The organism is Paenibacillus sp. CR_12, from assembly GCF_041953985.1.
Lineage (GTDB): Bacteria > Bacillota > Bacilli > Paenibacillales > Paenibacillaceae > Paenibacillus_AQ > Paenibacillus_AQ lautus_A.
Genome location: NZ_JAVFHO010000002.1, coordinates 1,496,949 through 1,519,260 on the forward strand (window position 1 = coordinate 1,496,949; position 22,312 = coordinate 1,519,260).

The following is a 22,312-nucleotide window of genomic DNA, read 5'->3' on the forward strand; positions in this document are numbered from 1 at the left end:
AAACAGATAAACCTTCCACATGCCATGACTCAGGCTCATGGTGCGTGGAAGGTTTTTTAGGTATTCACCCTCAGAAATCTAGTTCTATGTAATTAATTTCATCTTTTCATGTCATATAACATAACATAAATATTGTTAAACTTATCCTTCTCCATGTATAATGCTGCTAGATTGATAATATGCACAGGATATGGGGGAGATAATATGTCATCAAGGAAAAGAAATAATCGCTTTCATTCCATCACCGCAGCTTTATGTACGATTTCCTTGTTCGCCGCTGTACCCGCGCAAGCCGCTGCCCTCGATTCGTTTCCCATCCTGCAATCCACCAGCAATGAGCAACTCGGAGCCGATTATTATGTCCCCAGCACCGTAGAGAATATCAGTTGGGGGCATCTACCGAATCGGGACAGCAAATCCATCATGACCGTCACCTCCGGCAGCACCGTCACGTTTGATACGATATCCCATGAAGGCATCCTTGAAGACCAGGGAAGGGATCCGGAGAAGTACTTTGCTTCCTTCGGCATCCGGCCGGATCAAGTGCTAGATGACGCTAAAGCGGTTGCTGCCTCTGAGCTGCAGCATGATTTTGACAACGATGGACCGCATGTCGTAACGGGACCGATCGGAATCCAGGGAGCAGAACCTGGAGACGTGTTGAAGGTCGAGGTTCTTTCTCTCACCCCCCGGGTTCCCTACGGCGTCATATCCAACCGGCATTATAAGGGTGCCCTTCCCGGCGAATATCCCGAGAATGAAGGGCGCAAGGAAGGAGCAAGCGCAGCAAATCCGGAGTTATACCAAAATATTTCCAAATTCACGCCGGTAGAAGAAATCAACGGTAAACTCTATGGCGTGCTTCCCGTTGAACAGGGCGGGCATGTCCGCTTCCCGCTCAAGCCTTTTATGGGACTTATGGGCGTCGCACCGGATACCAGTGAAAAAGTTAGCAGCGTCCCGCCGATCGAAACCGGAGGCAATATCGATATCAATGAGCTTGGCGTCGGATCTACACTGTATCTTCCGATTCAGGTAAAAGGCGGGCTCTTCTATACCGGCGATCCTCATTTTGCACAGGGAGACGGCGAGGTTGCCTTGACCGCAATGGAGGCCTCCCTTCGCGGTACCTTCCGGTTGACGGTGCTGAAAGCTGGCGATCCATCCTTGCCGCGTGCAGAGCTCAAGCAGCCTTTTGCCGAAACGGAGGATTACTGGATTCCCGTCGGTCTCGACCCCGATCTGGATGAGGCCATGAAGGAAGCGGTGCGCGAAGCCCTTGGCTTCTTGAATGAGAAGCTGGGCATGGATCGCGCAACGGCCTACGCCTACATGAGTGCGGCTACGGACTACGAGGTCTCCCAAGTAGTGGACAAAACCAAAGGTATACATGCGCTGATTCATAAGCGGCATTTTATCAACAATCTTAAGCTGTCGATCGCCATCAACGGCTCGGCACTAGGCTCCTCCATCATCGGGGATGAGTTCTATGTTCCCCTCCGTCCGCTCGCTGAAGGTTTGGGATATGAAGTGGAGTGGGACCCTAAACGGCATGCGGCCTTAGCAACCGCCCCGGGCAAAAACTTAACCGTCCCGATCGGACAGTCAATCTATGAAATGGATGGCAAGGCGGTGTACAACAGCGAAGCGGCCATCATGAAGAATGGCATAACCATGATTCCCATCAAAACAATCCCTGCTCTGTTCGGAGCCCATGTGAACTGGACCACCAGCGGGAATGTGCTGAAAGCCAGCGTAACGCCTTCCCTGAATTAATCTTGTGCACTTGTCTATATAATTGTACCGAAAAAAGGCCCCTTTAGCTGGAAACGCCATCTAAGGGGGCTCGTTCATTAGATCGATGTGGTTTTATATTGAACCGTCAAACACTGCTTGGCGATATAAAAAATTTGACCCATATGCTCCGAATAATGCGTAGCGCACTGATGCAGGATGTCGAGATTGCTCCGTTCTTTTCCCCGGACCGATTGAACCCCTTCAAAGTCCTGACTCGACATGGATTTTACCGTATCGATCAGGAACTGGAACCGATTCTTCACAATCTGGATCAGATCATCCCGGCTGACAAATACCTGGGTCAACTCCTGCTCCCGGTTTCGCGGGGCAACGTCTTGTTGCAATATCCCTTTTGTGACCCGTTCTTGAATGTTGCCTTCGATGTGCCTGATCAACGTAGATATGCTCAGACTGGAATGATTGGGCCGCCAATTCACTTGCTCATCGTTTAACTGCACCAACGCTTTCAAGATACGGCTGCGGATGTTTTCAAATTTGTCCTCCAGCCACTTCCGGTTGAACTCATGATCCATATCGCACACTCCTTATTCGGTATGATAAAAGATCCTTGATTCACGCCTTCATCGCTTTCCAGATATATTTGTGCTCGCGAACTCCAAGCTGGCCGTCGATCTGGTTCTCCCGTATCCTGGCCTCGAGCTCACCCTTCATTTCCGGTAAAGTATAATCGGGATTGCCTGGCGTATCCGACAGGTTTAATGCAAATTCGTGGGCATTCGGGAAGTACATAATCGCTTCATTATACTCTTCAATCTCGACATTCATGTAGCCATTCTCCGACAATCGCCTTCGAACGTGAGTCACATCGGTATGTATCCCGAAGATGGTGCCGCCTGAAGCTAATATCCTGGGATGTCCCAGGATGGAGGTAGGTCCTCTGCGGTCATAGATAAGGTCGAATTGCCCGTCTTGAAAAGGCATCTGTGTCTTCGTCGTGGCAAACACGAATTCCACATTCCGGGTTCCGCTGCTCTCGAGCAAGGATTGGGAGATTCGAATCATCTCCGCGGAATTGTCAAAGCCAATGATTTTCTCAGCATGTCTGGACATCCGAAGCGTGAACTCACCATGCCCGCAGCCTGCGTCCAGCACGGAATGATACTGCGGCAGCATCTCCACCAGCCGCTCCTCAAACACTTCTTCCGCCGATCTTCCGACTACGGTACACACCGCTCTTCCTCTATAACCGCCATTCCTGCGCGCGATCATGTCATACCAGTCGATTCCCATGCGTTCCCCCCTCCGTGATAGGCTGTACTGCATTCACAATCCAAGATGGCACAACCCTGTCGTTACATGATCTTGTGCATGCCAACAGGTACCGAATCAACGAATCAACCGCTATTGCTAATGTCTTAAAATATTACCATTTTGTTCCGCAATGTCAACGGTTACATTTAAATTACCCGTCGAAAATCATCCACTTTCAATCGATTTCCCCGGCATTCGTCTTCGCGTCCAATACGCTTCGGATCAAAAACAATGCAAACCGACTCTTTTTTTCAATAGGTAAGGAGGACTAAAAAAGCATTGCTATTGTCATAATTTGTCGTCTACAATGGAGGAATATTCATCCAATCTATCGATACATACAGGAGGATTTCATGTTTTTAAAAAGGTGGCGTCAATTATTATCTTTAACCCTTATTTTATCGTTTTGCATGACATCCGTGGCAAGTGCGGCGGAATCTGGTCAAGCCAAGTATGCATGGGCTAATGAGTCCATTGACTTCCTTAGATCCCATGGAGTTTTTGAGAACATGGAGTATCGGACAAAAACGTTAGGCAGGATGGTGACCAAAGCCGATCTTACCCTTATGGTTCACCGGCTGTTTACCGATTTTCGAGTCGATGCTGATAAGAAGTTCAACATTCCCGGCGTCCCTAACGGGCACCCATCCTACCAGATTTTTAAGGATGTTTACGGCAGCATACCTTCGGCGCCGAACGGATTAATCGGAGCCGCAGACAGAATCAATTACGACGATGAAACCTTCAAGTATATACCGGAGAAAGTGTTAACACGCTGGGACTTGTTGATTACGCTGAATGCACTGTTCGATGATATTGGTTATTCCTTGGAGTTATCGGACGGTGAGGATATCGCGAGATTGCGGGCGATTAAAGACCTGCCCAAAAGATATTTCAATTCCTACAAGGATTATGACAAATGGAAGTATGCCTATCAGCCACTGGCACCCGAAATCGGATTGATGCAAGACAAAAAATACGGGCCTTCCTTAGCCTCCGATCTGGATTACGTCAAAGCCTATGCACTGCTCGGCTTTGCCGAGGCCGGCATCATGAAACCCGACGCCAAAGGCTATTTTCGCCCGAATCAAAAGGTAACGTTAGCCGAAACGGCGGTCGTCCTGCATCGAATTTACGACTATTTTGATGGCGGCAGCTATGTCCGGGAACCATCGCCGGATGATCTCATTCCGAATGGCACAAGAAACTTTATCTATGCGGGTTCCCCATCAGGACACGGACAAAGTCCGGTTTATGACTTTGCTTTGGTGAATTCCGATGTCCTGCCGGAATTCTATCTGGCCTTGAAGGCTTCGGAGAAAATCGACCTGCAGATCAACGTGAACGGGGAGCCATCCTATTATACTTACGAGCAGTTGAGCAACCCTAAGCAGCCTGTTCGAATCCCCTTGAATGGCGCATACTATGCGGAATTCATCCCCATTATCCGAAGCAAGGGTCAAAAAGCAACCGGCGAAAATAACAACATTGAAGTTATGTATTATTACGCTGATACGTTCCAGGACTTTACCCAAGCCGTATGGTATGAACCCAATCTCCAATTAAAATGACACAAGGGAGTGCATAACTGTTGCATACAGTATGCACTCCCTTTTTTGTCATACAATGCTTGTCGTCCCATCACGCTTTTTTCGAACACCACTAAGTTGATGTCTCAGAGCCCCAGCTTCGCTACGGATTCACCACCCGACCACGGCATAACGCCGATTTCCTCAAAACCCGCTCTGATGTACAACTGTCTGGCCCGTTCGTTCTTCGGATCAAAACTTAGCATAAGGACATCTGTCCGGTCATGCTTGTTTCGGATTTCTTCAACGATGTATCGCAAAGCCTCTTTCCCGTAGCCCTTTCCTTGGAAATTCCCGTCGATCATGAAACGGTAAATCCAATAGTTGCCGTCATCGGCGTCCAAGCCATATAACGCGAACCCGACCATCGTCTGATCATCATAAATGGCCATCGCTTCAAATTGTTCGAGAAATTGATACTGGGCAATCGAATACAGATTGGAGGCAATGAAGCCTTCTTGCTCCGGTTTCGCTTTCAGTTTAATGCATTCGGTCCAATTATCCTTATTTACGGGCTGCAGTCTAATCATGTCAAGCTCCTTCGAATCGTTGTTGATGTCACACTGGTTTACGCCAAATGTTTAATAAAATAATATTGCTGATGACCCCTTGGAGCATCGTCCATGCGAGTTATCTCTTGAAATCCATGTTTACGGTAGAATGCCGGCGCCTGAAAGCTGAAGGTATTGAGCTTGATGAAGGTGCATTGCTTTTCTTTTGCGATCGTCTCAATCTCTTGTAGTAATCTTGAGCCATATCCCCGCCCTCGAAATCGATCATCGATCCACAGAATATCGACCTCAATCCAATTCCAGCAAAATACACTGTTGATGCCGCCTGCGATCCCTCCATGCTCTTCTTTTATATGTAAGTTGATCTCCTCGTAATTCTGCTGCAAATCTTCTGCGATAAACCGTGCATTAAATTGAATCAGGTTCGTCCGTACCGCAAGCGCTTCTTCCGGGCTGCTACGATTGATGTTGATTTGCGACAATGGGTCACTCCCCCTTCTCTTAAGCTCTTGCTTGGATTGAACATTCAGCTTCATAACTTCCTCATCGCCGAACCAGTTCCCCGTTTCAACAAAACCTAGATTGCTGTACAAATTTTTCGCTGTCCGGTTATCCTTATGCACGGTCAGGCGTATTTCCTCGCATTGCGGAAATTGGCTTTGGATCCATGTAATCATCTGGAGTAAAGCTGCTTTGCCATATCCCTTACCCTGTTCCCCCGCATCTATTAAAAAGCCGTTAATCCAATACATATCGGATGAATTCATCACATAGGCATGCATGATAAATCCAACCATTCGGTTCCCCACGTATATCGCAAAGGGAAGGTATTCGACTTCATCACCGTCCGGTTTGATGTAGATCTTGGCGAGAGATACGGCTACCGCCGGTACAAACCCCTGCTGTTGGACCGAAACCTGCATTGCCAATGCTTCTTCCCAGTTCTTTCGGTCAACCGGCTTCAACTCCATGTCCATATCATGGCCCCCCCAAGCGAGCATGCATTAACCCAAATAATACCATATAAAGAAACCCTATTTCCGGGATTAAACGACTTTAGATAAACTTTTCCTAAATACTTCTAACCTTATCAACTATAATCTTCTATCACGGCGATCCTACCGTTTTTAAACGCAAATACGGACTTTCCCTTCATATGAATCTTCTCCCCGGCCTTCATACCGTTAGGTAGATCCTTAGCGAGGATACCCTCGTAGTCAATCTCAATCTGAAGCTTGCCATCTTCAAACGAATAACCAACGATAGTCTGACAACGGTGGGAGAATAACGACTTGGACCGTTCGGCTATTTCCCGAAATTCCTCAATGCCTTTTGTCTCCACGTCCACCGATCCGCTAGAACTATTTCTGAATTCGATCTCCTCATGCAGAAGAGCTAGCATCCCGTTAATATCAAACGAATTATAGGCTTCTACATACTTCTCAACCATGTCCCTCATTTTCATAGGATTCATACGATTTTTCCCCTTTCGTCCCTTGTTGGGCGTCAACCCTGTTTTTGAAAAACTCCGCCTTTCGCTTTGCACATTTCTCATCAACTGGTCATTTAATATACGGACTCTACTATAGTATAAGAGGTGATTTGAATGGGTCGTATCACTGCTGTTCCTCAACCGGATTTAGTATTAATCAGCTGGTCCAGAAATCCTCTGGTTGCGGGTTCTCCTCGCAGAATTGTTGCTGCCCGCGTCATCGGCAATGCTTCACCTTGCCGGGCTGATTTGACGCCGAATGCATTGCTTAGAACCGCCTTGGCCTGCTTGCAGGATCATGATGTAGGTTTCAAAATCGTATTTCGTCAAAGAACATCCAACATTAGCGGTTACCTGTTATTGCAGCGCAACTAATGAAACGATGGGAGGAGCAGCGTCTTGCTGCTTCTTTTTTATCTACGAGTTTCTAATATGAAAAAGCTCGCAGGCTATTCCGTTCACCCTGCAAGCTTCCTCGTAAGAACCTCTATTTCCTTTTTCATATCTGAAATATATCTCTATCACCTTATAATTATCTCTATCTTTATTTCAATTGGGCAACGCTTACTGCAACCTTCTCCAGCTGCGCTTTGCTTAAGGAATGATCCGGAGAGCTGATCGTCACGAAGCGGTCATTGATCTGAAATCCCAGCATATCCGTGTCATCCGGTGTATACCATTTCGCTTTAACCCCATTGGACAATGTAACCGGTTTGCTGTCATATCCATGAGAGTAGTCTCTTGGAGAGATGTACACCGTCATATGTTTGAAGACCATGTTCACGCCATCTGCCGATGCGCCCGTCTTTTGATACACATCGCCTTTTACCATCTGACTTGGAGCGTACGGTGTTTGGAAACCATCAAATTTGGCGAATGCGCTTTTGATCTCTTTTAGTTGGGCATCGCTGTATTTCACGTTGGTCAGCTCGATCGTCTGACCGTTTCCAGGATTACTTCCGATTAACACCTGGTTATTCTTCGCATCGTATCGCACAGGAACTTCCAGCACATCGGCAATCGCGCGTACCGGCAAGTACGTTGTATTCTGATACGTGATCGGAGTCAATTTCTTGCCCGTGTTATAGACGGTACCGTCCACTTTGATGCCGATGCTGTGATTCAGGTAAGCCGAGATTTTCTCCAGGTTGGCTCCCGCATAAACACCTGCCGCTCCCGTTAAGGTCATTCCCAGCACGGCAACCGCCGCGATTGATTTTTTCAACTGTTTCATTTCATTCATCCCTCTCGTTTGTCTCACCAACCTTCCAAGTCGATGAGTCATAGTATGAAGCGCAATAACTTTATTGAAAATCAATGACATGCGTCGCAATTAAAGCTTCTTTATCGTCAATCGTAATTCCCAGTCTTTTTCCAGATGGGCTCCAAGTCAACGGGTAGACCGGATGGGCCGCTGGATGCACCGCTGAATAATAGGGCGCCATCCAGCTTACTTTCCCGGAAGCCGTATCAAACACATACACGCCGTTCATTCCGCTTTCATTCTCCGAGTACACATCAAAGGCTAATCTGGCAGAATCCGGCGACCAGGACGGGTAAGAAATCAGATTGCCTTTTCCGATTAGCGATCCTTGCAAGCTGCCGGCTGCGTCATAGATCAGTAAATTGCTGCCTGAGTTCCCTTCCGTGTTGGTTGCTGTGGAGACGGCAATGTACTCTCCATCCGGGGAGATGGTGAAACTCCATACATTTTCGATGAGCTGTACCGGCTTCGACTGCCCCGGTTCAACCACCTTAAGCACCTGATTCACATCGGTATAATAGATCCGGCCTTTACTCGCTCCGAATTGGTTGTAAACTTCAACGTCCTCATCCTCAATGACGGTGGTGGTGTAAGTACCGTCCGTGGAAATGAGACGAATCTCTCCCTTGCCGCTCATGGAGCCTGCCGCAAGAACATAGGTATCCGCATCGAGCCAACCGCCAATTTCCATGTAGTTGTCCCCTTTTACCGGAATGCTCTTGCCGGTATTAAGATCCTTCATGAAATTGTCTGCCGTGTACTTATCCCTCCATTTCTGTACAAAGCTATATTTACCGTCCGGCGAGACTTCTTCCTTGACCAGATGTTGGCCTGGATGCGACGCTTCATGATTCGTGAGCTCACGCCGCTCGCCCGTGCTTACGTTCACCTCTTCGGTGGCGTACGCATATTTCGGTTCTTCCGTTGCGGTTGCTTCCTTGACCATTTTGGTGGTAGTGGCCCTGACCATATCCTCCGATATCCACGTCTCGATGTTGGACGAGGCAATCCGGTGCGTCTGATTCACGACCACTTCCCGACCGGCCTGCCCGCTCGCCCCGTCAACGACCGTGAGCTTGCGCTCTCCCGGTGTCTTACCTCCTCCGGCATTCGATACAGGCGGCTGGCTGGTTTGACTGCCCGGTTCCACGATCGTCAACCGATCCTGGGACTGGCAGGCCGCAAGGGCTGCAGCCACAGCAACGATAGACAGCAACTTCATCCCATGCTTCCCAAATCTATGTTTCATGACAGGTTTCCTCCAATGCTTCTCCCCCAAGGAGCTTCGGCAGCTGCAACTCATGTGACTTGTCATGCCGCCTCTTTCCCTGTTGAACTCAGTATAGAATGCGAATATCTCGATACGATATCGAGCTTGTAACGAACTTGTAAACAAAGATGTACATTTTAAAAAGAGCCCAGACCTATTCCAAGTCTGAGCTTTCTTCCACCGAATGAACCTCCTGGGATTGCGGCCGTTCCATCGGCAAGGTGACCACAAACGTAGAACCGTTTGGGCTGGATTCCACAACCTCCACATAACCGCGCTGCTTCTCCGCCAAATTGCGAACCAGGGATAATCCTAAGCCGGTACCGCCATGTACCCGGGAGCGGTCGCTGCTCACCGTATAAAACGGATCAAAGATCCGTTCCCGGGCTTCGTCCGGAATTCCGATTCCGGTATCGCTTACCTTAATGACCATGCGATCATTGCCTTGTGGATCCCGGTCCACTTCATTCGATAGCGTAACAGTCCCACCGGGCCTGTTATATTTAATGGCGTTATCCAGCAGATTCAAAATCATATGCATCAGATTCTCCGGATCGGCCCATACCTTGCCTTCGGATAATGAGGATCGCAGCGTTATGCCCGATTGCTCTGCTTTGGCCTCCAGCCGGGCTGCCGCCTCTTGCAGAATCGGCATGAGGTTTACGTGTTCCGCGTGGGTTTCGAATTCATATATATCCATGGACGATAACTGAAGCGCCTTTTCTACCAGGCGATATAGCCGCTGTGCTTCCCGGCTGATCTGTCCTCGGGCTTCCTCGAGCAGCGCGGGATCGTCGCGATACATCTCAAGCAGGTCCGCGTAGGCCAGTATGGAGGTCAGCGGCGTTTTCAACTCATGGCTGATATTCCCGATAAACTGCTTCTGCTGCTGTTCCAGCTCCCGCAGCCGATCAATGGCATCCAGCAGCTTCTGTTTCTCTTCCGTGAGCTGGTTCACCGACAAGGAAATTCGCCCGCTCATTTCATATATCCCTTGCGCCAGCTCGCCGAGCTCATCGTTTCGCTTCACCGTCGGCTCACGAAGATAGACGCCTTCGCCGATCCTCTGCGCAGCCTGGTTCAATCTGCTGATGACATGCACCTGCCGCCACACGTACAGAAAACCGATAAGGAACCCGGCGGCCAGCACCGCAAGACCCGTCACGATAAACATTGTCTGGATCCGGTCATAGAACGCATGCTGCTCGGCCAGGGAGGCGTGGAATTGAATCGTTCCGATCGGCTGCTCCATATTCCGAAGCGGGGCAAGATATAACAGCTGGTCGCCCTCGGTAATATAGGCGGAACGCCCTTGCGCCGTGTGAGCAAGCGCGTCCTGTACATCCATTTTCGGCTGGAACGGAAGAGAAGTCCCCGTGAATGTACCATCTATCTTATACAGGGTCACCGGCATACCGCTCTGGGTTCCGAGATCGACGGCCAGCCGTTGGCCGACATTTTCCATAAAATCATCCGGCTGCGTTTGAGGATTCGTCAGTAATTCCTGATGAATCCTGAGATTGGCTGCTTCTGCTTCCTGGGCGAAGGTTTGCTCCAGGCGCACCCGCTGGTCCTCCCGTATCCCGGCAAGAACCAACGTGCTTAGAACAACCACAACGGCGATCAGCAGCAGAGCGAGAAGCAGTGCGACTTTCCACTTTAAGCCGAAACGCACTTTTCCTTTGTTCATGATGGAATCTCCGTGCTTTTATACCCGATGCCATACACGGTCTGGATCACTTCATGCTGGTTTCCCAGCTTTTTGCGCAATCGCTGGACGTGAATATCTACCGTACGCGTGCCGCCGGCAAAATCCATGTCCCATACCTGTTCAAGCAAGGCCTCTCGCGAATATACCCGCTCCGGATTCCGGGCCAGGAGAGCCATGAGGTCAAACTCTTTCGGCGTCAGTTCAAGAGGCTTGCCTTCGGCATGAATGGTTCGATTTAACAGGTTAATGGTAAGTCCGGCTATCCGGATCACATGCGTTTCGGGGGCTTGCTTCCCGGCTGCCTCAGGAGTACGGCTTCTTCGGGACAATGCCTTTACCCTGGCGATGATCTCCCGCATGTCAAAGGGCTTTGTCATATAATCATCGGCACCAAGCTCCAGCCCGAGCACCTTATCCACAATATCGTCCTTCACCGTCAACAGCAGAATGGCAGGACGCTGCCGATCCCCGAGCCTGCGACAAACATCGTACCCGCTAAGCTTCGGCATCATGACATCGAGCACCATCACGTCAGGATCAAACGATTCCACGCGCTCCAGCGCTTCCTGCCCGTCCCCTGCGGTCTCTACCGTATATCCTTCCCTTCGCAGCGCATAAGCAACTGCGCTTGAGATACTGATCTCATCATCTACAACAAGTACCTTCGTCATCGCAGATACGACTCCTTTACTGGCCGATTACACATTTGCTAATTCCATGATGGTAACGTATCCGGCATCATATTTCAACAGCGGTCCCCTGCCGATTTCATTACAATTGTAACTATGAACGCTTTCGTCCGGTGGCCATAATAAAGCTAAGCACTCAAGCAAAGGAGGATTCGGATGACAATCGCTACCATGAACCATATCATTAAGCGCTATGGGCATCAGCTTGTCCTGGACCATGTCCATTTAGAAATCAGGCAGGGAGAAATACTCGGCCTTCTTGGGCCGAATGGTGCAGGTAAAACCACATTGATCCATGCGTTATCCGGCTTAATTGGCATCGATTCCGGAAACATCGAGCTGTTTGGGGAACGGCCAAGCGGCCCTATGCTGGAGGTTAAACGAAAGATCGGACTGGTTACGCAGGATATCACCGTGTTTGAGGATTTAACCGCTCACGAGAATCTCGCCTTTTTTGGCGGAATCTATGGGTTAAGAGGCACGGAATTGAGAAGACAAATCACGGAAACGCTCCAGTTCGTCGGACTAACGGATCAAGCCCATAAACGTCCTTCCAAATTTTCCGGAGGAATGAAGCGGAGACTGAATATCGCCTGCTCTATTATTCACAGACCCAGGCTCCTGATCATGGACGAACCTACGGTTGGAATCGACCCCCAATCCAGAAATCACATCCTGGAATCGGTCCGCGAGCTGCAAAAAAGGGGGACGACCATTCTCTACACTACCCATTACATGGAAGAAGTGCAGTCCCTCGCATCCCGCGTCGTGATTATGGATCAAGGCCACGTCATCGCGCAGGGGACGATCGATGAGTTGGTAAAGAACATCCACCATGAAGAGAAGATCAAGCTGGAAGTCGTGGAGCTGACGAAGGATCTGATCGATAACATCAAACAGCTGGATGGAGTCAAGCACGTGGTTTTGAATGGAACGCAAATTCAGATCATATCACGAGTAGGTGCAGGAAATCTGGATCGCATCCTGTCGTTGGCCAAAAGCGCGGGCGGCGTCCTATCCATCCATGCGGAGAAACCTACGCTTGAAGACGTATTCCTTACGCTTACCGGCAAGCAACTACGTGACGCGGAGGGGACTTAAAATGCTTATATTCAGAATGACGTACTTCTCCTTGCTGCGCCTGATACGCGAACCCATCGGGCAGCTGCTTCTGGTGGGCCTGCCACTGGTCGTCATTACCGTGCTGGGTGTCGTTATTGGACCCTATGAAGGCATGAAGGGGGTTCCTCCGCTGGACTTGATGGCCGTTACGACCATTATGGGCGTTCAGTTTTTTGGCGGCACGTATTTGATGAGTTATTTGGATATCGATTTACTTAAAACCCGGAAATGGAGAATCTATTCGCTCCCTATTAACGTAACGGTGTATTCAAGCTCTCTTATTCTTGCCTGCACGCTCTTCAGCACTTTGCAAGGGTTGGTCTTGGTGCTATTCACAACCTGGGTGTTCGGGATCGCGTGGGGATCGCTGGGCTGGGTCTTGCTGGTATTAATTATTTTTTCCTTCTTTGCGCAGTCCGTACATCTGCTGCTGACATTATCCATCCATAACATAAAATTGGCTGAAAGGGTATCTGAAGTCCTTGGAATCGGCTTCATCATCTTAACCGGATTAATGTTTCCTCTCCCGGATCACCGTTTCTTTGAGTTCATGTCGTCCTATGGGAATCCGGTATCCCTCGGAAAGATGGCCGTCCTGGAGATGCTTGTCGATGGCGGGCAAGGGACAGCGTACCTAAGCATACTATTGCTGTTAGCCTTAACCGTGATATGCATGATGATCAGCGCATGGCTTGGGAGGAGGAAGCTCGCTTGACGATATTTAACTTCGCGCTCATCCGGAGCGTACGCAGCTTGCCCAACCTTATCTTGCTGTTAGGCCTTCCCGCAGCCGTCGTTCTCCTCCCAGTGGGCGGTTGGCATGGCTTACCGCTGGGGTATCACTTCTATGGAATCCTGCTGTTATTCTGTGCCTCCAAACTCGTTCATATGATCATGGAGGATCGGAAGAATAAAATGATGACCCGGATCGGCGTTGCACCTGTGACCCACTTCAAGTATTTATCGCAGAATCTGCTTGCTTTCGCTCTGCTGCTCGTAGGACAAAGCGCCGTGGTCACATTCAGCGCCTGGTTGCTGCATGCCGATGTTTTTGGCAGTCTGATTCAACTCTTCTGCATGTTCAGCGTGTTCTCGGTCACCGCGATTAGCTTCTCTCTCGCGTGGTGCTCCATGTTCCGCCAGCCTGAATCTTCTACAGCCGTTATGCTGGGAATCATCTTGATCATGGCAGTGCTCGGAGGAACCTTATTTCCCATTCAGGCTATGCCTGCATCCCTGCAGAAAATCGCCATGTTATCCCCTACCTATTGGTTCCATGAGGGAATCATGCTTGCTAAGAACGGAGGCTTGTTCGCGGAACAACTCACTCCGCTCGGGATCCTGCTGTTGTTTGCGATCGCTTTTATGCTGGTTGGCAGCCGAAGGAAACTGGCTTGAAAAATATGTTACGATATGGGGAAAAGAGTACGTATGCCATGGGAGGTTTTCATGAGAAGCTATACCGATTCGTGGTCCCCAAGCATAGCGGTCGTGATTTGGAGAATGTTTGCCCTGCTGCTTCTGGCCGCTCTGTGGTTTATGGGAGATGCCGGGACCGAAGGGTTCGTCCTGGTCTTCGCCTTAGCGATCCTGGCAATAGCCCGATGGCGGTTTTCCCTTCCTTCATGGACAACACTGGTCGACCAGATTCTATGCATGTCCATCATTCCATACTGGCCGGAGGCCGGCTTCGGACTGGCTCTGCCGCTATTTGAAACCATGCTTGCCGGTAAACCGCTGTTTTCCCTGCCCATCCTCGCAGCGTTTGTCATCGGTTATGTCGATCCGGACCTCCCGCTTCTTCTCATGCTCGTTCAAGCTTCATTTGCAGGATGGATCGTTTTATGTTGGTCCAAGCAAATCCATCAGTATCGATTGGAGGCAGATCAGGAGCGTCGCGATCGCTACGAATTGGAAATATTGAAAGGTGAGCTGCTCATGGCCAATGTCCAAACGGCTCAGCTTGCAGAGCTGAGAGAGCGTCACAGAATCTCCCAGAAGCTGCACGATGAGGTCGGCCATGAATTAACAGCCGCGTTGTTAGCCTTTCAAGCTTTTGAAACATTATGGAGGGAGAATGACCCGCAAGCGGAAGACATGTTTGCTCAAGCCCAGATGCGTTTGTCGAGGAGCGCCCTGGAGCTGCGGGAAACGGTCCATAATATGCAGCCTGTCCAAGCGATCGGCATTCGGAGCCTAGAGGAGATCTGCCGCAATTTCAAAGCGATGCCTGTACAGCTGCAAATTTACGGAGATACATCCCGTATAGCTGCCCATCTGTGGGTCATCCTGAATGCTTGCCTCAAGGAAGCCTTGACCAATGCGGTGCGTCATTCCAAAGCCAAACACGTTGAAGTATCGTTGGACGTCAATGAACATATCGTGCGGTTAAGCGTCCAAAATGACGGCGTTTTGGATTCCTCCTCGCTGCCTGGAACCGGACTCCGCAACCTAAGGCAAAGAGCCCAGGCGGCAGGCGGGAGCATCTCCACCAATACGTCCAGCGGCTTTCAATTGGTCTGCGTATTACCTATGGAAAAGGAGGGCATTCGATGAACATTCTCATTGTGGATGATGATCCATTGATATGTCAGAGTCTCAGGCTGCTTCTATCCAGAGAACCGGATATGGAAGTAACGGCCACTGCGAATGACGGCGCTGCAGCCATTCGATGCTGTGAAGAGGTCCTGCCGGACATCGTCCTCATGGATATTCGGATGCCTGGTATGGACGGAATCCAAGCGGCAAGGCAAATCAAGCAAAAATGGCCCCAAGTGCAGATTATGATGCTGACCACGTTTCAAGATGAGCATAGTATCCGCCTGGCGCTGCTAGCCGGAGCCGAAGGGTATATGCTGAAGTCGACGCAGGTCTCCAGTATGGCACAACAGCTTCGTGCTTTTGCCTCCGGCAGTTCCGTTGTGGATGCCAATGTGCTGAAGACCTTGATGCTGCCCGAAAAAGAGAATCGTTCCGACCTTACCCCGCGGGAAAACGATATTCTCGAGCTGGTTGCCTTAGGCTGCTCGAATCGGGAAATTGCCGAGCAATTGTTTATCAGCGAAGGAACCGTGCGCAATACCCTCTCGATCATTCTGGATAAGCTGGAGCTCCGGGATAGAACCCAGTTGGCGATCTATTATTGGAGGCAGTCGTTGTGATGTCTTACCCATCCCCTTTTCATAGGGCTCCTTACGTACGTTTATTCTCGGCTAACCGTGCCAAAAGAAATCTTCATATTCGGCGCGTAAGTCAACCACGAATCCCTATCAAACTTCTGGAACAGCTTGAGTTCAGCGGCATATTGGGCTTGTGCTTCCTCCGCTGTTAAACCTCTCCGTACCAGCTGCTCCATTGTCATTGAAGGTTCATCGGGCTCTTGCCCAATCCCCTCTTCTCTTAGGGATGGATACAGCCGTTCTTTGCTAGCATCGTCCATATGCCGATCCAAAAAATTCACTTTATCGCTTACTCGACATTCAACATTCCGTAACCCCAGCTGACTTAGAAGAATAGGGAGCTTTATGCCGATGTTCCCGTCTTTGCCGCTGTGGCTGGCGTCCACCTCATACAGCTTCTGTAATACGCCCAGACGGATCACTTCGGAATGCAACAATCCATCATCGAAGCCAAAATTCGCCGCATTGGCGATCCAATGGGGCTCAAAACAAATGACCCGGCCGCCGTTCCGCACACTGCCGATCATTTTTTGAAGGATATCTCGGGGATTCTTCATATGTAATAGAAACGCGTGACAGAGCGCAATGTCGTACTGCCGATGCACCTGGATTTCTTCGATATCCCCTTGAATCAATTCAACGGAATATGGCAGCTTGTCAAAGATTCCCCTTGCTTCCTTGATCAAATCTTCACCTTTGTCTATACCTGTGTAGGTTGACCCATCGGGTAAAAGCGGGAGAAGCTTTAATGCTAGATACCCATAACCACAACCGTAATCCACCATGTTAATGGGCGTATTCATTTTCCAGACGTTCTTAACCAAAAACTCCAGGTAGTCGTCATTGTAATATAACCATCTGGTATTCCTCAGGTATTCGATTTTGGAATCCCAGTAATATTCGGACATCCTCTTTACGTCCTCTCTGCATCAGGAGTCTAACTCTGTTCCAGCCTTGCCTTACGGATCACTTCACGAATGAAATCAGCCTTGCCGTTCGTATAGGCTACGCGGTCGTGTTTATATTGATTTTCGAGTGCTTTTTTCAAAGCATAATATCGATCCTTTATTTCCGGATGTTTCTTTAAATACTCCCTGAATAAAATCTGGTCAATCCACTGTTGGCCCTGGTACTTGTAAATATGCAGATGATGCGTTCCTGCCCGCCATTGCCCTCTTCGAAAGAACAGCCGCTCCGGGAACTCCGGTTTAACAACATATTCGTAGCCGATCCCAGCCAGATTCTCAATGTAATACTCATCGACTTCCTCTAGGCTAAGAACGCCAGCCATCATATCGATGGTCGGTTTGGACCCTAAACCCGAAACGGACGTGCTCCCGATATGTTCCATGTGAACGTCGAGGCCTTTCAGTGCCGACTCAATTTTCGCTTTTTCCAGGTTGTACTCATCTTTCCAGTCCGGGTTGTATGGTGTGACAATCACTTCTTCCATGGGACGTTTCCTTTCGATAGCAGATAGCAAACCTCGAATGCTTATATATTCCGTCTCAGTTTAATTTCAAACTCCGGTTTCGTGATATATTCCATATAGACAAGGGCTCGGTTAAAATCCAAATAAGCCTGGAAACGCGTACGAATGGCCGGGGCCGTAATGTATTGAAGCACTTCATCCTTATGGATCCAACGACAGTCCGTCGTTTCTTCAGAAGTCCTCAGCTCGCCGCCCGTAGGCTTACACACAAAATCCATCATCACTTTCGTTGGAACCACAGCAACTCCGCTGTGTCCCGGATAGGTTGAAGTATTGGAATAGACGCCGATCAGATGAGATATAATGGTCTCGATCCCGCTCTCTTCTTTGATCTCCCTAATCAGCGCATCCACGAGATTCTCTCCGGCCTCCACCTGTCCTCCCGGAAACACCCATCCGTTACGATCCTTCACCAATAGAATTTCTCCGCGTTCATTCTCAACCACGCCGCCTACGGCAACAATATGCGTTGGCATCATCATGACAACAGCCTCCGATAGATAAGATATCCCACAAACTATGACAAGACCCGTTAGAATTCGTTAGCGTATCCTAGAAAGATAGCTTCATAAATATATACTGCTACTTCTTCACCACGGGCATGAGCTTTACCTTTATCTTCCTCCAAATGGAAAAGGACTATTTTTCCCCGAACGTAAATCTGCCCGTTGTTATCCGATACAATGACATTACATTCTAGTAACTGTGATGAAGGAGTTGGGATGATGAAGAATAGAGTCCAGAAGATATCCCCTAACTTGTGGTTTGATCACCAAGCCGAGGAGGCAGCGCAGCATTACGTTTCGATTTTCAAAAACTCGGGGATCGAACGATTTACGCGATACGGCGCAGAACGCAACGATCACTCGCCATTCGCCGAAGGAGCTATAATGACGGTGGAATTTCAATTAGAGGGACAACATTTTGTTGCGCTCAACGGCGGTCCGCATTTCAAATTCAACGAAGCTATTTCGTTTATTGTGCATTGCGATTCGCAAGAAGAAATTGACTACTATTGGGAGAAACTGGCCGAAGGCGGTGACGAAAAAGCGCAAGTATGCGGTTGGCTGAAGGACAAGTTCGGCGTATCGTGGCAGATCGTTCCGGCTAACTTAAACGAAATGATAACCGATCCCGATCCGGCTAAATCGGAACGCGTCATGAAGGCCTTACTCCAGACGAAATCAAAAATCGATATGCAAACGCTACAGCAAGCCTATGAAGGATAGGGAAGGCTGCCTTCATGGCAGCCTTTTTTATGCTTGAATGTTCAATCCATATGAGACGGGGCAACCATGATTACATCATAGCACAAGTTCATGCGTGACCATTCCACCGTCGGCAATTTCCCGAAAACCTAGATTCTTATAAAATGCAGACGCCTTGGGATTGTCTGTTTTTAATACGAGTTTCGTATAATGGCTGCTCGCCATACGAATCACAGCTTCAACCAGCCTTCTCCCGACTCCTTGACTCCGGAATTCCTTTAGTACATATAATCTGCGGATCCTGCCTATGCTTCCGTTCGCATACGGATCCCGATTTAACCCGCAGATGCCGATGACTCTATGGCCAACTCGACATTCAAACAAGGCTTCATTCTCATGATGAAAGGTATTGATACCCTTATGATACTCATGCACTAATCGATGGATATTCCTGAATCCTTCTTCCTGGCTTTCAGTCAAGAGTTCGGTAAGATCTACGGCACGGAGATCGGTAACTTCATGAATGATCATGTTGTTTAATCTCCCTCTTGAGCCTTTCGACTGTATGTTCAATTCCAGTATTTACGCACGTAATTCCATGTTCCTTTGACAACCATCTGTTATAAATGGCCTCATTCGCTTTAGATTCGAACTCAATTTCCAGAGTAAACTTCGACACTCTACTAGTCATCCACTCGTCACTTCAATCCATCTAGCAATAACGGCTTTTAACTGTTCCTTCTTTTGCTCCAAATCGTCTGTATCAACGATTTTCACGATGGCCCGATCATGCGACGACCATTCCAATAAACCCGCCGCATCCTCAGTCAGTGTTCCCTTTATATCATGGTCCTTTACCTTGGCTCCACAATGAAAAATCAAGCGAATAAAACCCTTCCCCTGCAAATTCAAGGTGATCCGGTCTTCGCCCTGAACGCAAAAGCTGGGTGCATTCCATTTGATATGCTCCGTGATTCGATCATCAACACTCAGAATGAAGCTTCGGACCTCCTCGATTTCTTTTTTCAAGGGATGCTCAAGTTGATGAAGATACTCCTCGACTTGTTCTTGACCCCGTAATTGTGCCATTCTTAACTCCTCCTTTTATACTGGATTAACTCATCCCGCCTTATTGGCCTATGTCTATGCTCCTGGCTTCCTTGCCGTAACGATCGGCTGATAAAAGCCCGAATCTGAAGGCACGTGCCACTGGATATCGATGAATCCCGCTTCCGCCAGCAAACTGCTTAATTCTGATCGCATTAATGCTCTATAGGATGTGCTGTTGACTTGGGTATGCCATGCTCCATCGATTTCTTGCATAATAAATTGGTTCGTACATAGTGAAATCCACCTTCCGCCCAGTCCCAAACTTGAAAAACCATACGTTTTCCTTCATCCAAGATTCGTGGAACCGTTGCACGCTGGCGGTTCTGAATAATAGCGTCGTAGTCCCGAATGGACACGACAAGCGACCCTCGTTACGAAGTTTGGCATACAGGTTGCGGCATGCCTGTCTTAGCTCCTCATCTGACAATAAATGAGGGATCGCATTGTCAGCAGACAATACGACATCGAATTGCCCAGCAATATCTTGCTCTAGAGACCGAAAATCGGCGATTTCAAAATCAATGGGAATCCCCAGCTTCTCGGCTTCCTTTCTGGCCCGCTCCACCGACTTGGGACTCAAATCCGTAGCCGTTACGACAAAATCATGCCGTGCCAATCCCAAAGCCTGCGTCCCTATTCCGCATGATGCGTCCAGGAGATGGAACCGAGCCTCAGGGTTCTCGTCATGTAACGAACGAATAAACCGATTGAAGAATTCACCCTGCCATCTTACCGCTTCATGCCAATCCTCAAAAATCAAATGATACGTATCCGCAAGTTCTTCGTAAAAATCAAAGCTGGAGTCCTTCAACCGTTATCCCTCCGATGCGCTTTTTAGTTCACAGCTTCCATATGCTCCTCGTACAACTGGATAACTTCCACATCTGGATACCTTTCCTGCAGCTTCTGGGCGAGCGATCGTACGCCGAAAATTTCGGTAAACGTATGACTGCCCACGATGAGATTCAATCCGACGAACCTGGCATATTGAACCGTATAGAGCGTTTTTTCCCCGGTAATGTAAACATCGCAGCCATGGTCCAAGGCCTCTTTCAATTGATTCGTGCCGTTACCTGCTCCGGTTATCATGCCGATCCTTTGAATGGGTTTATTGCTATTCTGCTGATAAAACACGTGTTCGCCCAAAGCGGAGGACATGGTTTCTACAAGCTCTTCCATCGAGACCGGAGACTCCAGTTCTCCGATACCTATCGAGCTATTCCCCTCCATATGCCGGGATGATTGGACAATATGTTCCGCCCCCAATTCACGCAGCAACGAATTGCAGGTTCCGAACTCGGCATAATCCAAGGGAAGATGGATATAGAAATGAGCGATGTCATGCTCCTGCAGCAACTCTAAACACCGTTCCTTCATCCCGTACACGAAGCTCCATGCATCATGATGCGTGATAATCAGATCGACCTTTTCGACTGCCGCTTGTTGGACAACCTCCGGTGTCAGATTGGTGGCGTAGCCTATCCGTAGATAGTGGTTCGATGAAAAAAGATGGTAGCCATACTCGTCGTCTTCCTCAAAATCATTCAATAACGTGCCGAAAAGCTCATGGATATAGGATTTGAATTGTATCGTATCCATCTTTACTCCTCCCTCGGTAAGCTGGATCCACCTGGTAAACCTCAATCTAATGTTACCACCTTTAAAAAGTCAGCCATCAAAGTATTGGATACACGCAGCCCCTCCTCTCTGCTGCTAGCCGGTCCGGCAATCATCATCCCACGTGTGGCCTCCCACGACTTTGTATTTGTTTCTCCATTCTCGGTTACATGTTTGGCTATAGCTACGCTGCTAAAATCCTTATCGATAAAAATCAATCCGTATGAATTCAGTTTAGGAACTCCATTGGCTGTTTCATCATAGACCAGGACTCCTCCCCCACTTAGATTAAATACGATTTGGGTATAACTTTTCTCGTTTGTAAGTCGTTTGTCATCGCTAAATAATTGGATTGAGCCGTCAAAACGCTTCTCTCCAGTGATGGACCGTGCCAGATAACCATCGATTTCGATACGAACCGGCATGATCGCCTGCTCTGCGTTCTTTCCTAATTGAAACTCTACTGCTTCTATGTTCTGAACAATTTGTCTCGGATGTGTATACCACTTATAAGACAAAATCAAAAAAATCGAGAAAACCATGATGGTTGGAACGATCCATTTTTTCAAACCATTCAGCACCTTCAAAATTTTTTCATTCTTCGAGTGTATGTACATTGATGCTCTCGTTAGCCAGCGTACGGCCGTCCATGCCTAAAGCTTGAACAGCGATATGATCGTGGAATTTCCGGTTGCCAAACTCCCAGGATAACGACCACCCATCCGATCCGTCGATGTCATAACCGATAAGCTCCCTTTCCTTCCAAGTTTCTGTACCCGTTGGCGCTACCCAGAACAGAACCGACTCTATATGTTCTGCCTCAACATGGATGGTCATCCTATGGGTATCCCTAGATACAACCCACCAATTCGAATCATATGGCAAATCTGTAGATACTTTTAATATCTTAGCCTGAAGGTCTACAGCGTCCGCTTGTTCGTTTGTGGGTGTCGAAGCTTTAGCCGAGACGGATTCTTCGACCGGAGAG

The 22,312-nt window shown here is 48.7% G+C and carries 27 protein-coding genes and 1 pseudogene; 9 read left to right on the forward strand and 19 right to left on the reverse strand.

Going from position 1 to position 22,312, the window contains the following annotated elements:
* Positions 1-204: 204 nt before the first annotated feature.
* Entirely contained in the window at positions 205-1,776 is a 1,572-nt protein-coding gene (locus RB297_RS10600; protein ID WP_096775912.1) for an acetamidase/formamidase family protein, read from the forward strand.
* Positions 1,777-1,853: 77 nt separating this feature from the next.
* Here the strand turns inward: RB297_RS10600 and RB297_RS10605 are convergent, their stop codons facing one another.
* Positions 1,854-2,330, reverse strand: a complete 477-nt coding sequence (locus tag RB297_RS10605; protein ID WP_375120396.1) for a DinB family protein — start codon at positions 2,328-2,330, stop codon at positions 1,854-1,856.
* Positions 2,331-2,370: 40 nt separating this feature from the next.
* Positions 2,371-3,048: a class I SAM-dependent methyltransferase gene (locus RB297_RS10610; RefSeq protein ID WP_375120397.1), complete on the reverse strand. Its 678-nt coding sequence runs from the start codon at positions 3,046-3,048 to the stop codon at positions 2,371-2,373.
* A gap of 530 nt (positions 3,049-3,578) precedes the next feature.
* Between RB297_RS10610 and RB297_RS10615 the strand changes: the two genes are divergently transcribed.
* On the forward strand, positions 3,579-4,640 hold the full coding sequence (locus tag RB297_RS10615) for an S-layer homology domain-containing protein (RefSeq protein ID WP_375120398.1): 1,062 nt from the start codon (positions 3,579-3,581) through the stop codon (positions 4,638-4,640).
* A 104-nt stretch (positions 4,641-4,744) separates the two neighbouring features.
* On the opposite strand, the gene RB297_RS10620 is transcribed toward RB297_RS10615, so the two are convergent.
* The 4 genes and pseudogenes from RB297_RS10620 to RB297_RS10635 all read right to left on the reverse strand — a co-directional run bounded on the left by RB297_RS10620 (position 4,745) and on the right by RB297_RS10635 (position 6,644).
* Entirely contained in the window at positions 4,745-5,188 is a 444-nt protein-coding gene (locus RB297_RS10620) for a GNAT family N-acetyltransferase (protein WP_375120399.1), read from the reverse strand.
* A gap of 38 nt (positions 5,189-5,226) precedes the next feature.
* Positions 5,227-5,706 carry a GNAT family N-acetyltransferase gene (locus RB297_RS10625; RefSeq protein ID WP_375120593.1) on the reverse strand — a complete coding sequence of 160 codons (480 nt, stop codon included), beginning with the start codon at positions 5,704-5,706 and terminating at the stop codon, positions 5,227-5,229.
* Positions 5,698-6,147 (reverse strand): annotated as a pseudogene (locus RB297_RS10630) (GNAT family N-acetyltransferase); the annotation flags it as partial. The pseudogene RB297_RS10630 and the gene RB297_RS10625, both read right to left, overlap by 9 nt.
* 113 nt (positions 6,148-6,260) lie before the next feature.
* On the reverse strand, positions 6,261-6,644 hold the full coding sequence (locus RB297_RS10635; RefSeq protein ID WP_375120400.1) for a nuclear transport factor 2 family protein: 384 nt from the start codon (positions 6,642-6,644) through the stop codon (positions 6,261-6,263).
* Between the two features lie 132 nt (positions 6,645-6,776).
* Between RB297_RS10635 and RB297_RS10640 the strand changes: the two genes are divergently transcribed.
* Positions 6,777-7,037 carry a hypothetical protein gene (locus RB297_RS10640; protein WP_096775918.1) on the forward strand — a complete coding sequence of 87 codons (261 nt, stop codon included), beginning with the start codon at positions 6,777-6,779 and terminating at the stop codon, positions 7,035-7,037.
* 169 nt (positions 7,038-7,206) lie between these two features.
* On the opposite strand, the gene RB297_RS10645 is transcribed toward RB297_RS10640, so the two are convergent.
* The 4 genes from RB297_RS10645 to RB297_RS10660 all read right to left on the reverse strand — a co-directional run bounded on the left by RB297_RS10645 (position 7,207) and on the right by RB297_RS10660 (position 11,578).
* Positions 7,207-7,896 carry a stalk domain-containing protein gene (locus RB297_RS10645; RefSeq protein ID WP_096775919.1) on the reverse strand — a complete coding sequence of 230 codons (690 nt, stop codon included), beginning with the start codon at positions 7,894-7,896 and terminating at the stop codon, positions 7,207-7,209.
* A gap of 70 nt (positions 7,897-7,966) precedes the next feature.
* A complete protein-coding gene (locus RB297_RS10650; RefSeq protein ID WP_096775920.1) occupies positions 7,967-9,175 on the reverse strand; it encodes a TolB-like translocation protein in 1,209 nt (402 codons plus the stop codon).
* Positions 9,176-9,350: 175 nt separating this feature from the next.
* Positions 9,351-10,886, reverse strand: coding sequence for a sensor histidine kinase (locus RB297_RS10655; protein ID WP_096775921.1), 1,536 nt, complete (start codon positions 10,884-10,886; stop codon positions 9,351-9,353).
* Positions 10,883-11,578, reverse strand: a complete 696-nt coding sequence (locus tag RB297_RS10660) for a response regulator transcription factor (RefSeq protein WP_096775922.1) — start codon at positions 11,576-11,578, stop codon at positions 10,883-10,885. Before RB297_RS10660 ends, RB297_RS10655 begins: the two co-directional genes overlap by 4 nt.
* Before the next feature lie 174 nt (positions 11,579-11,752).
* Between RB297_RS10660 and RB297_RS10665 the strand changes: the two genes are divergently transcribed.
* The 5 genes from RB297_RS10665 to RB297_RS10685 are packed head-to-tail and all read left to right on the forward strand — an operon-like array spanning position 11,753 to position 15,879.
* Positions 11,753-12,697: an ABC transporter ATP-binding protein gene (locus RB297_RS10665; RefSeq protein WP_096775923.1), complete on the forward strand. Its 945-nt coding sequence runs from the start codon at positions 11,753-11,755 to the stop codon at positions 12,695-12,697.
* A gap of 1 nt (position 12,698) precedes the next feature.
* On the forward strand, positions 12,699-13,433 hold the full coding sequence (locus RB297_RS10670; RefSeq protein WP_096775924.1) for an ABC transporter permease: 735 nt from the start codon (positions 12,699-12,701) through the stop codon (positions 13,431-13,433).
* The gene (locus RB297_RS10675; protein ID WP_096775925.1) at positions 13,430-14,116 is read left to right on the forward strand and encodes an ABC transporter permease; all 687 of its coding nucleotides are present in this window, start codon (positions 13,430-13,432) and stop codon (positions 14,114-14,116) included. Before RB297_RS10670 ends, RB297_RS10675 begins: the two co-directional genes overlap by 4 nt.
* 51 nt (positions 14,117-14,167) lie before the next feature.
* Entirely contained in the window at positions 14,168-15,274 is a 1,107-nt protein-coding gene (locus tag RB297_RS10680) for a sensor histidine kinase (protein ID WP_096775926.1), read from the forward strand.
* Positions 15,271-15,879, forward strand: a complete 609-nt coding sequence (locus tag RB297_RS10685; RefSeq protein ID WP_096775927.1) for a response regulator — start codon at positions 15,271-15,273, stop codon at positions 15,877-15,879. The genes RB297_RS10680 and RB297_RS10685 overlap by 4 nt, the downstream gene beginning before the upstream one ends.
* 41 nt (positions 15,880-15,920) lie before the next feature.
* On the opposite strand, the gene RB297_RS10690 is transcribed toward RB297_RS10685, so the two are convergent.
* Genes RB297_RS10690 through RB297_RS10700 form a run of 3 tightly spaced genes read right to left on the reverse strand, consistent with a single transcriptional unit; the run spans position 15,921 to position 17,871 of the window.
* Positions 15,921-16,805: a class I SAM-dependent methyltransferase gene (locus RB297_RS10690; protein ID WP_096775928.1), complete on the reverse strand. Its 885-nt coding sequence runs from the start codon at positions 16,803-16,805 to the stop codon at positions 15,921-15,923.
* Between the two features lie 29 nt (positions 16,806-16,834).
* Positions 16,835-17,350, reverse strand: coding sequence for a GrpB family protein (locus tag RB297_RS10695; protein ID WP_096775929.1), 516 nt, complete (start codon positions 17,348-17,350; stop codon positions 16,835-16,837).
* Between the two features lie 41 nt (positions 17,351-17,391).
* On the reverse strand, positions 17,392-17,871 hold the full coding sequence (locus RB297_RS10700; RefSeq protein WP_096775930.1) for an NUDIX hydrolase: 480 nt from the start codon (positions 17,869-17,871) through the stop codon (positions 17,392-17,394).
* Between the two features lie 243 nt (positions 17,872-18,114).
* Between RB297_RS10700 and RB297_RS10705 the strand changes: the two genes are divergently transcribed.
* Positions 18,115-18,618: a VOC family protein gene (locus tag RB297_RS10705; protein ID WP_096775931.1), complete on the forward strand. Its 504-nt coding sequence runs from the start codon at positions 18,115-18,117 to the stop codon at positions 18,616-18,618.
* 75 nt (positions 18,619-18,693) lie between these two features.
* Here the strand turns inward: RB297_RS10705 and RB297_RS10710 are convergent, their stop codons facing one another.
* The 6 genes from RB297_RS10710 to RB297_RS10735 form a co-directional block, all read right to left on the reverse strand.
* Entirely contained in the window at positions 18,694-19,128 is a 435-nt protein-coding gene (locus RB297_RS10710; RefSeq protein WP_096775932.1) for a GNAT family N-acetyltransferase, read from the reverse strand.
* 156 nt (positions 19,129-19,284) lie between these two features.
* Positions 19,285-19,686 carry a DUF1801 domain-containing protein gene (locus RB297_RS10715; RefSeq protein ID WP_096775933.1) on the reverse strand — a complete coding sequence of 134 codons (402 nt, stop codon included), beginning with the start codon at positions 19,684-19,686 and terminating at the stop codon, positions 19,285-19,287.
* Between the two features lie 181 nt (positions 19,687-19,867).
* On the reverse strand, positions 19,868-20,518 hold the full coding sequence (locus tag RB297_RS10720) for a class I SAM-dependent methyltransferase (RefSeq protein ID WP_375120401.1): 651 nt from the start codon (positions 20,516-20,518) through the stop codon (positions 19,868-19,870).
* Positions 20,519-20,541: 23 nt separating this feature from the next.
* On the reverse strand, positions 20,542-21,306 hold the full coding sequence (locus RB297_RS10725) for a Nif3-like dinuclear metal center hexameric protein (protein WP_375120402.1): 765 nt from the start codon (positions 21,304-21,306) through the stop codon (positions 20,542-20,544).
* 41 nt (positions 21,307-21,347) lie between these two features.
* The gene (locus tag RB297_RS10730; protein ID WP_096776674.1) at positions 21,348-21,893 is read right to left on the reverse strand and encodes a hypothetical protein; all 546 of its coding nucleotides are present in this window, start codon (positions 21,891-21,893) and stop codon (positions 21,348-21,350) included.
* A 25-nt stretch (positions 21,894-21,918) separates the two neighbouring features.
* A complete protein-coding gene (locus RB297_RS10735; protein WP_255250614.1) occupies positions 21,919-22,161 on the reverse strand; it encodes a hypothetical protein in 243 nt (80 codons plus the stop codon).
* Positions 22,162-22,312 lie beyond the last annotated feature (151 nt).

Coding starts and splice junctions, on each gene's coding strand:
- RB297_RS10625 (WP_375120593.1), bottom strand. CDS start 5,706: ATGAAGCTGAATGTTCAATCCAAGCAAGAGCTTAAGAGAAGGGGGAGT.
- RB297_RS10610 (WP_375120397.1), bottom strand. CDS start 3,048: ATGGGAATCGACTGGTATGACATGATCGCGCGCAGGAATGGCGGTTAT.
- RB297_RS10635 (WP_375120400.1), bottom strand. CDS start 6,644: ATGAATCCTATGAAAATGAGGGACATGGTTGAGAAGTATGTAGAAGCC.
- RB297_RS10670 (WP_096775924.1), top strand. CDS start 12,699: ATGCTTATATTCAGAATGACGTACTTCTCCTTGCTGCGCCTGATACGC.
- RB297_RS10685 (WP_096775927.1), top strand. CDS start 15,271: ATGAACATTCTCATTGTGGATGATGATCCATTGATATGTCAGAGTCTC.
- RB297_RS10725 (WP_375120402.1), bottom strand. CDS start 21,306: ATGGATACGATACAATTCAAATCCTATATCCATGAGCTTTTCGGCACG.
- RB297_RS10715 (WP_096775933.1), bottom strand. CDS start 19,686: ATGGCACAATTACGGGGTCAAGAACAAGTCGAGGAGTATCTTCATCAA.
- RB297_RS10700 (WP_096775930.1), bottom strand. CDS start 17,871: ATGATGATGCCAACGCATATTGTTGCCGTAGGCGGCGTGGTTGAGAAT.
- RB297_RS10710 (WP_096775932.1), bottom strand. CDS start 19,128: ATGATCATTCATGAAGTTACCGATCTCCGTGCCGTAGATCTTACCGAA.
- RB297_RS10660 (WP_096775922.1), bottom strand. CDS start 11,578: ATGACGAAGGTACTTGTTGTAGATGATGAGATCAGTATCTCAAGCGCA.
- RB297_RS10645 (WP_096775919.1), bottom strand. CDS start 7,896: ATGAAACAGTTGAAAAAATCAATCGCGGCGGTTGCCGTGCTGGGAATG.
- RB297_RS10650 (WP_096775920.1), bottom strand. CDS start 9,175: ATGAAACATAGATTTGGGAAGCATGGGATGAAGTTGCTGTCTATCGTT.
- RB297_RS10690 (WP_096775928.1), bottom strand. CDS start 16,805: ATGTCCGAATATTACTGGGATTCCAAAATCGAATACCTGAGGAATACC.
- RB297_RS10735 (WP_255250614.1), bottom strand. CDS start 22,161: ATGACCATCCATGTTGAGGCAGAACATATAGAGTCGGTTCTGTTCTGG.
- RB297_RS10705 (WP_096775931.1), top strand. CDS start 18,115: ATGAAGAATAGAGTCCAGAAGATATCCCCTAACTTGTGGTTTGATCAC.
- RB297_RS10615 (WP_375120398.1), top strand. CDS start 3,579: ATGGAGTATCGGACAAAAACGTTAGGCAGGATGGTGACCAAAGCCGAT.
- RB297_RS10600 (WP_096775912.1), top strand. CDS start 205: ATGTCATCAAGGAAAAGAAATAATCGCTTTCATTCCATCACCGCAGCT.
- RB297_RS10640 (WP_096775918.1), top strand. CDS start 6,777: ATGGGTCGTATCACTGCTGTTCCTCAACCGGATTTAGTATTAATCAGC.
- RB297_RS10695 (WP_096775929.1), bottom strand. CDS start 17,350: ATGGAAGAAGTGATTGTCACACCATACAACCCGGACTGGAAAGATGAG.
- RB297_RS10655 (WP_096775921.1), bottom strand. CDS start 10,886: ATGAACAAAGGAAAAGTGCGTTTCGGCTTAAAGTGGAAAGTCGCACTG.
- RB297_RS10620 (WP_375120399.1), bottom strand. CDS start 5,188: ATGATTAGACTGCAGCCCGTAAATAAGGATAATTGGACCGAATGCATT.
- RB297_RS10665 (WP_096775923.1), top strand. CDS start 11,753: ATGACAATCGCTACCATGAACCATATCATTAAGCGCTATGGGCATCAG.
- RB297_RS10680 (WP_096775926.1), top strand. CDS start 14,168: ATGAGAAGCTATACCGATTCGTGGTCCCCAAGCATAGCGGTCGTGATT.
- RB297_RS10605 (WP_375120396.1), bottom strand. CDS start 2,330: ATGGATCATGAGTTCAACCGGAAGTGGCTGGAGGACAAATTTGAAAAC.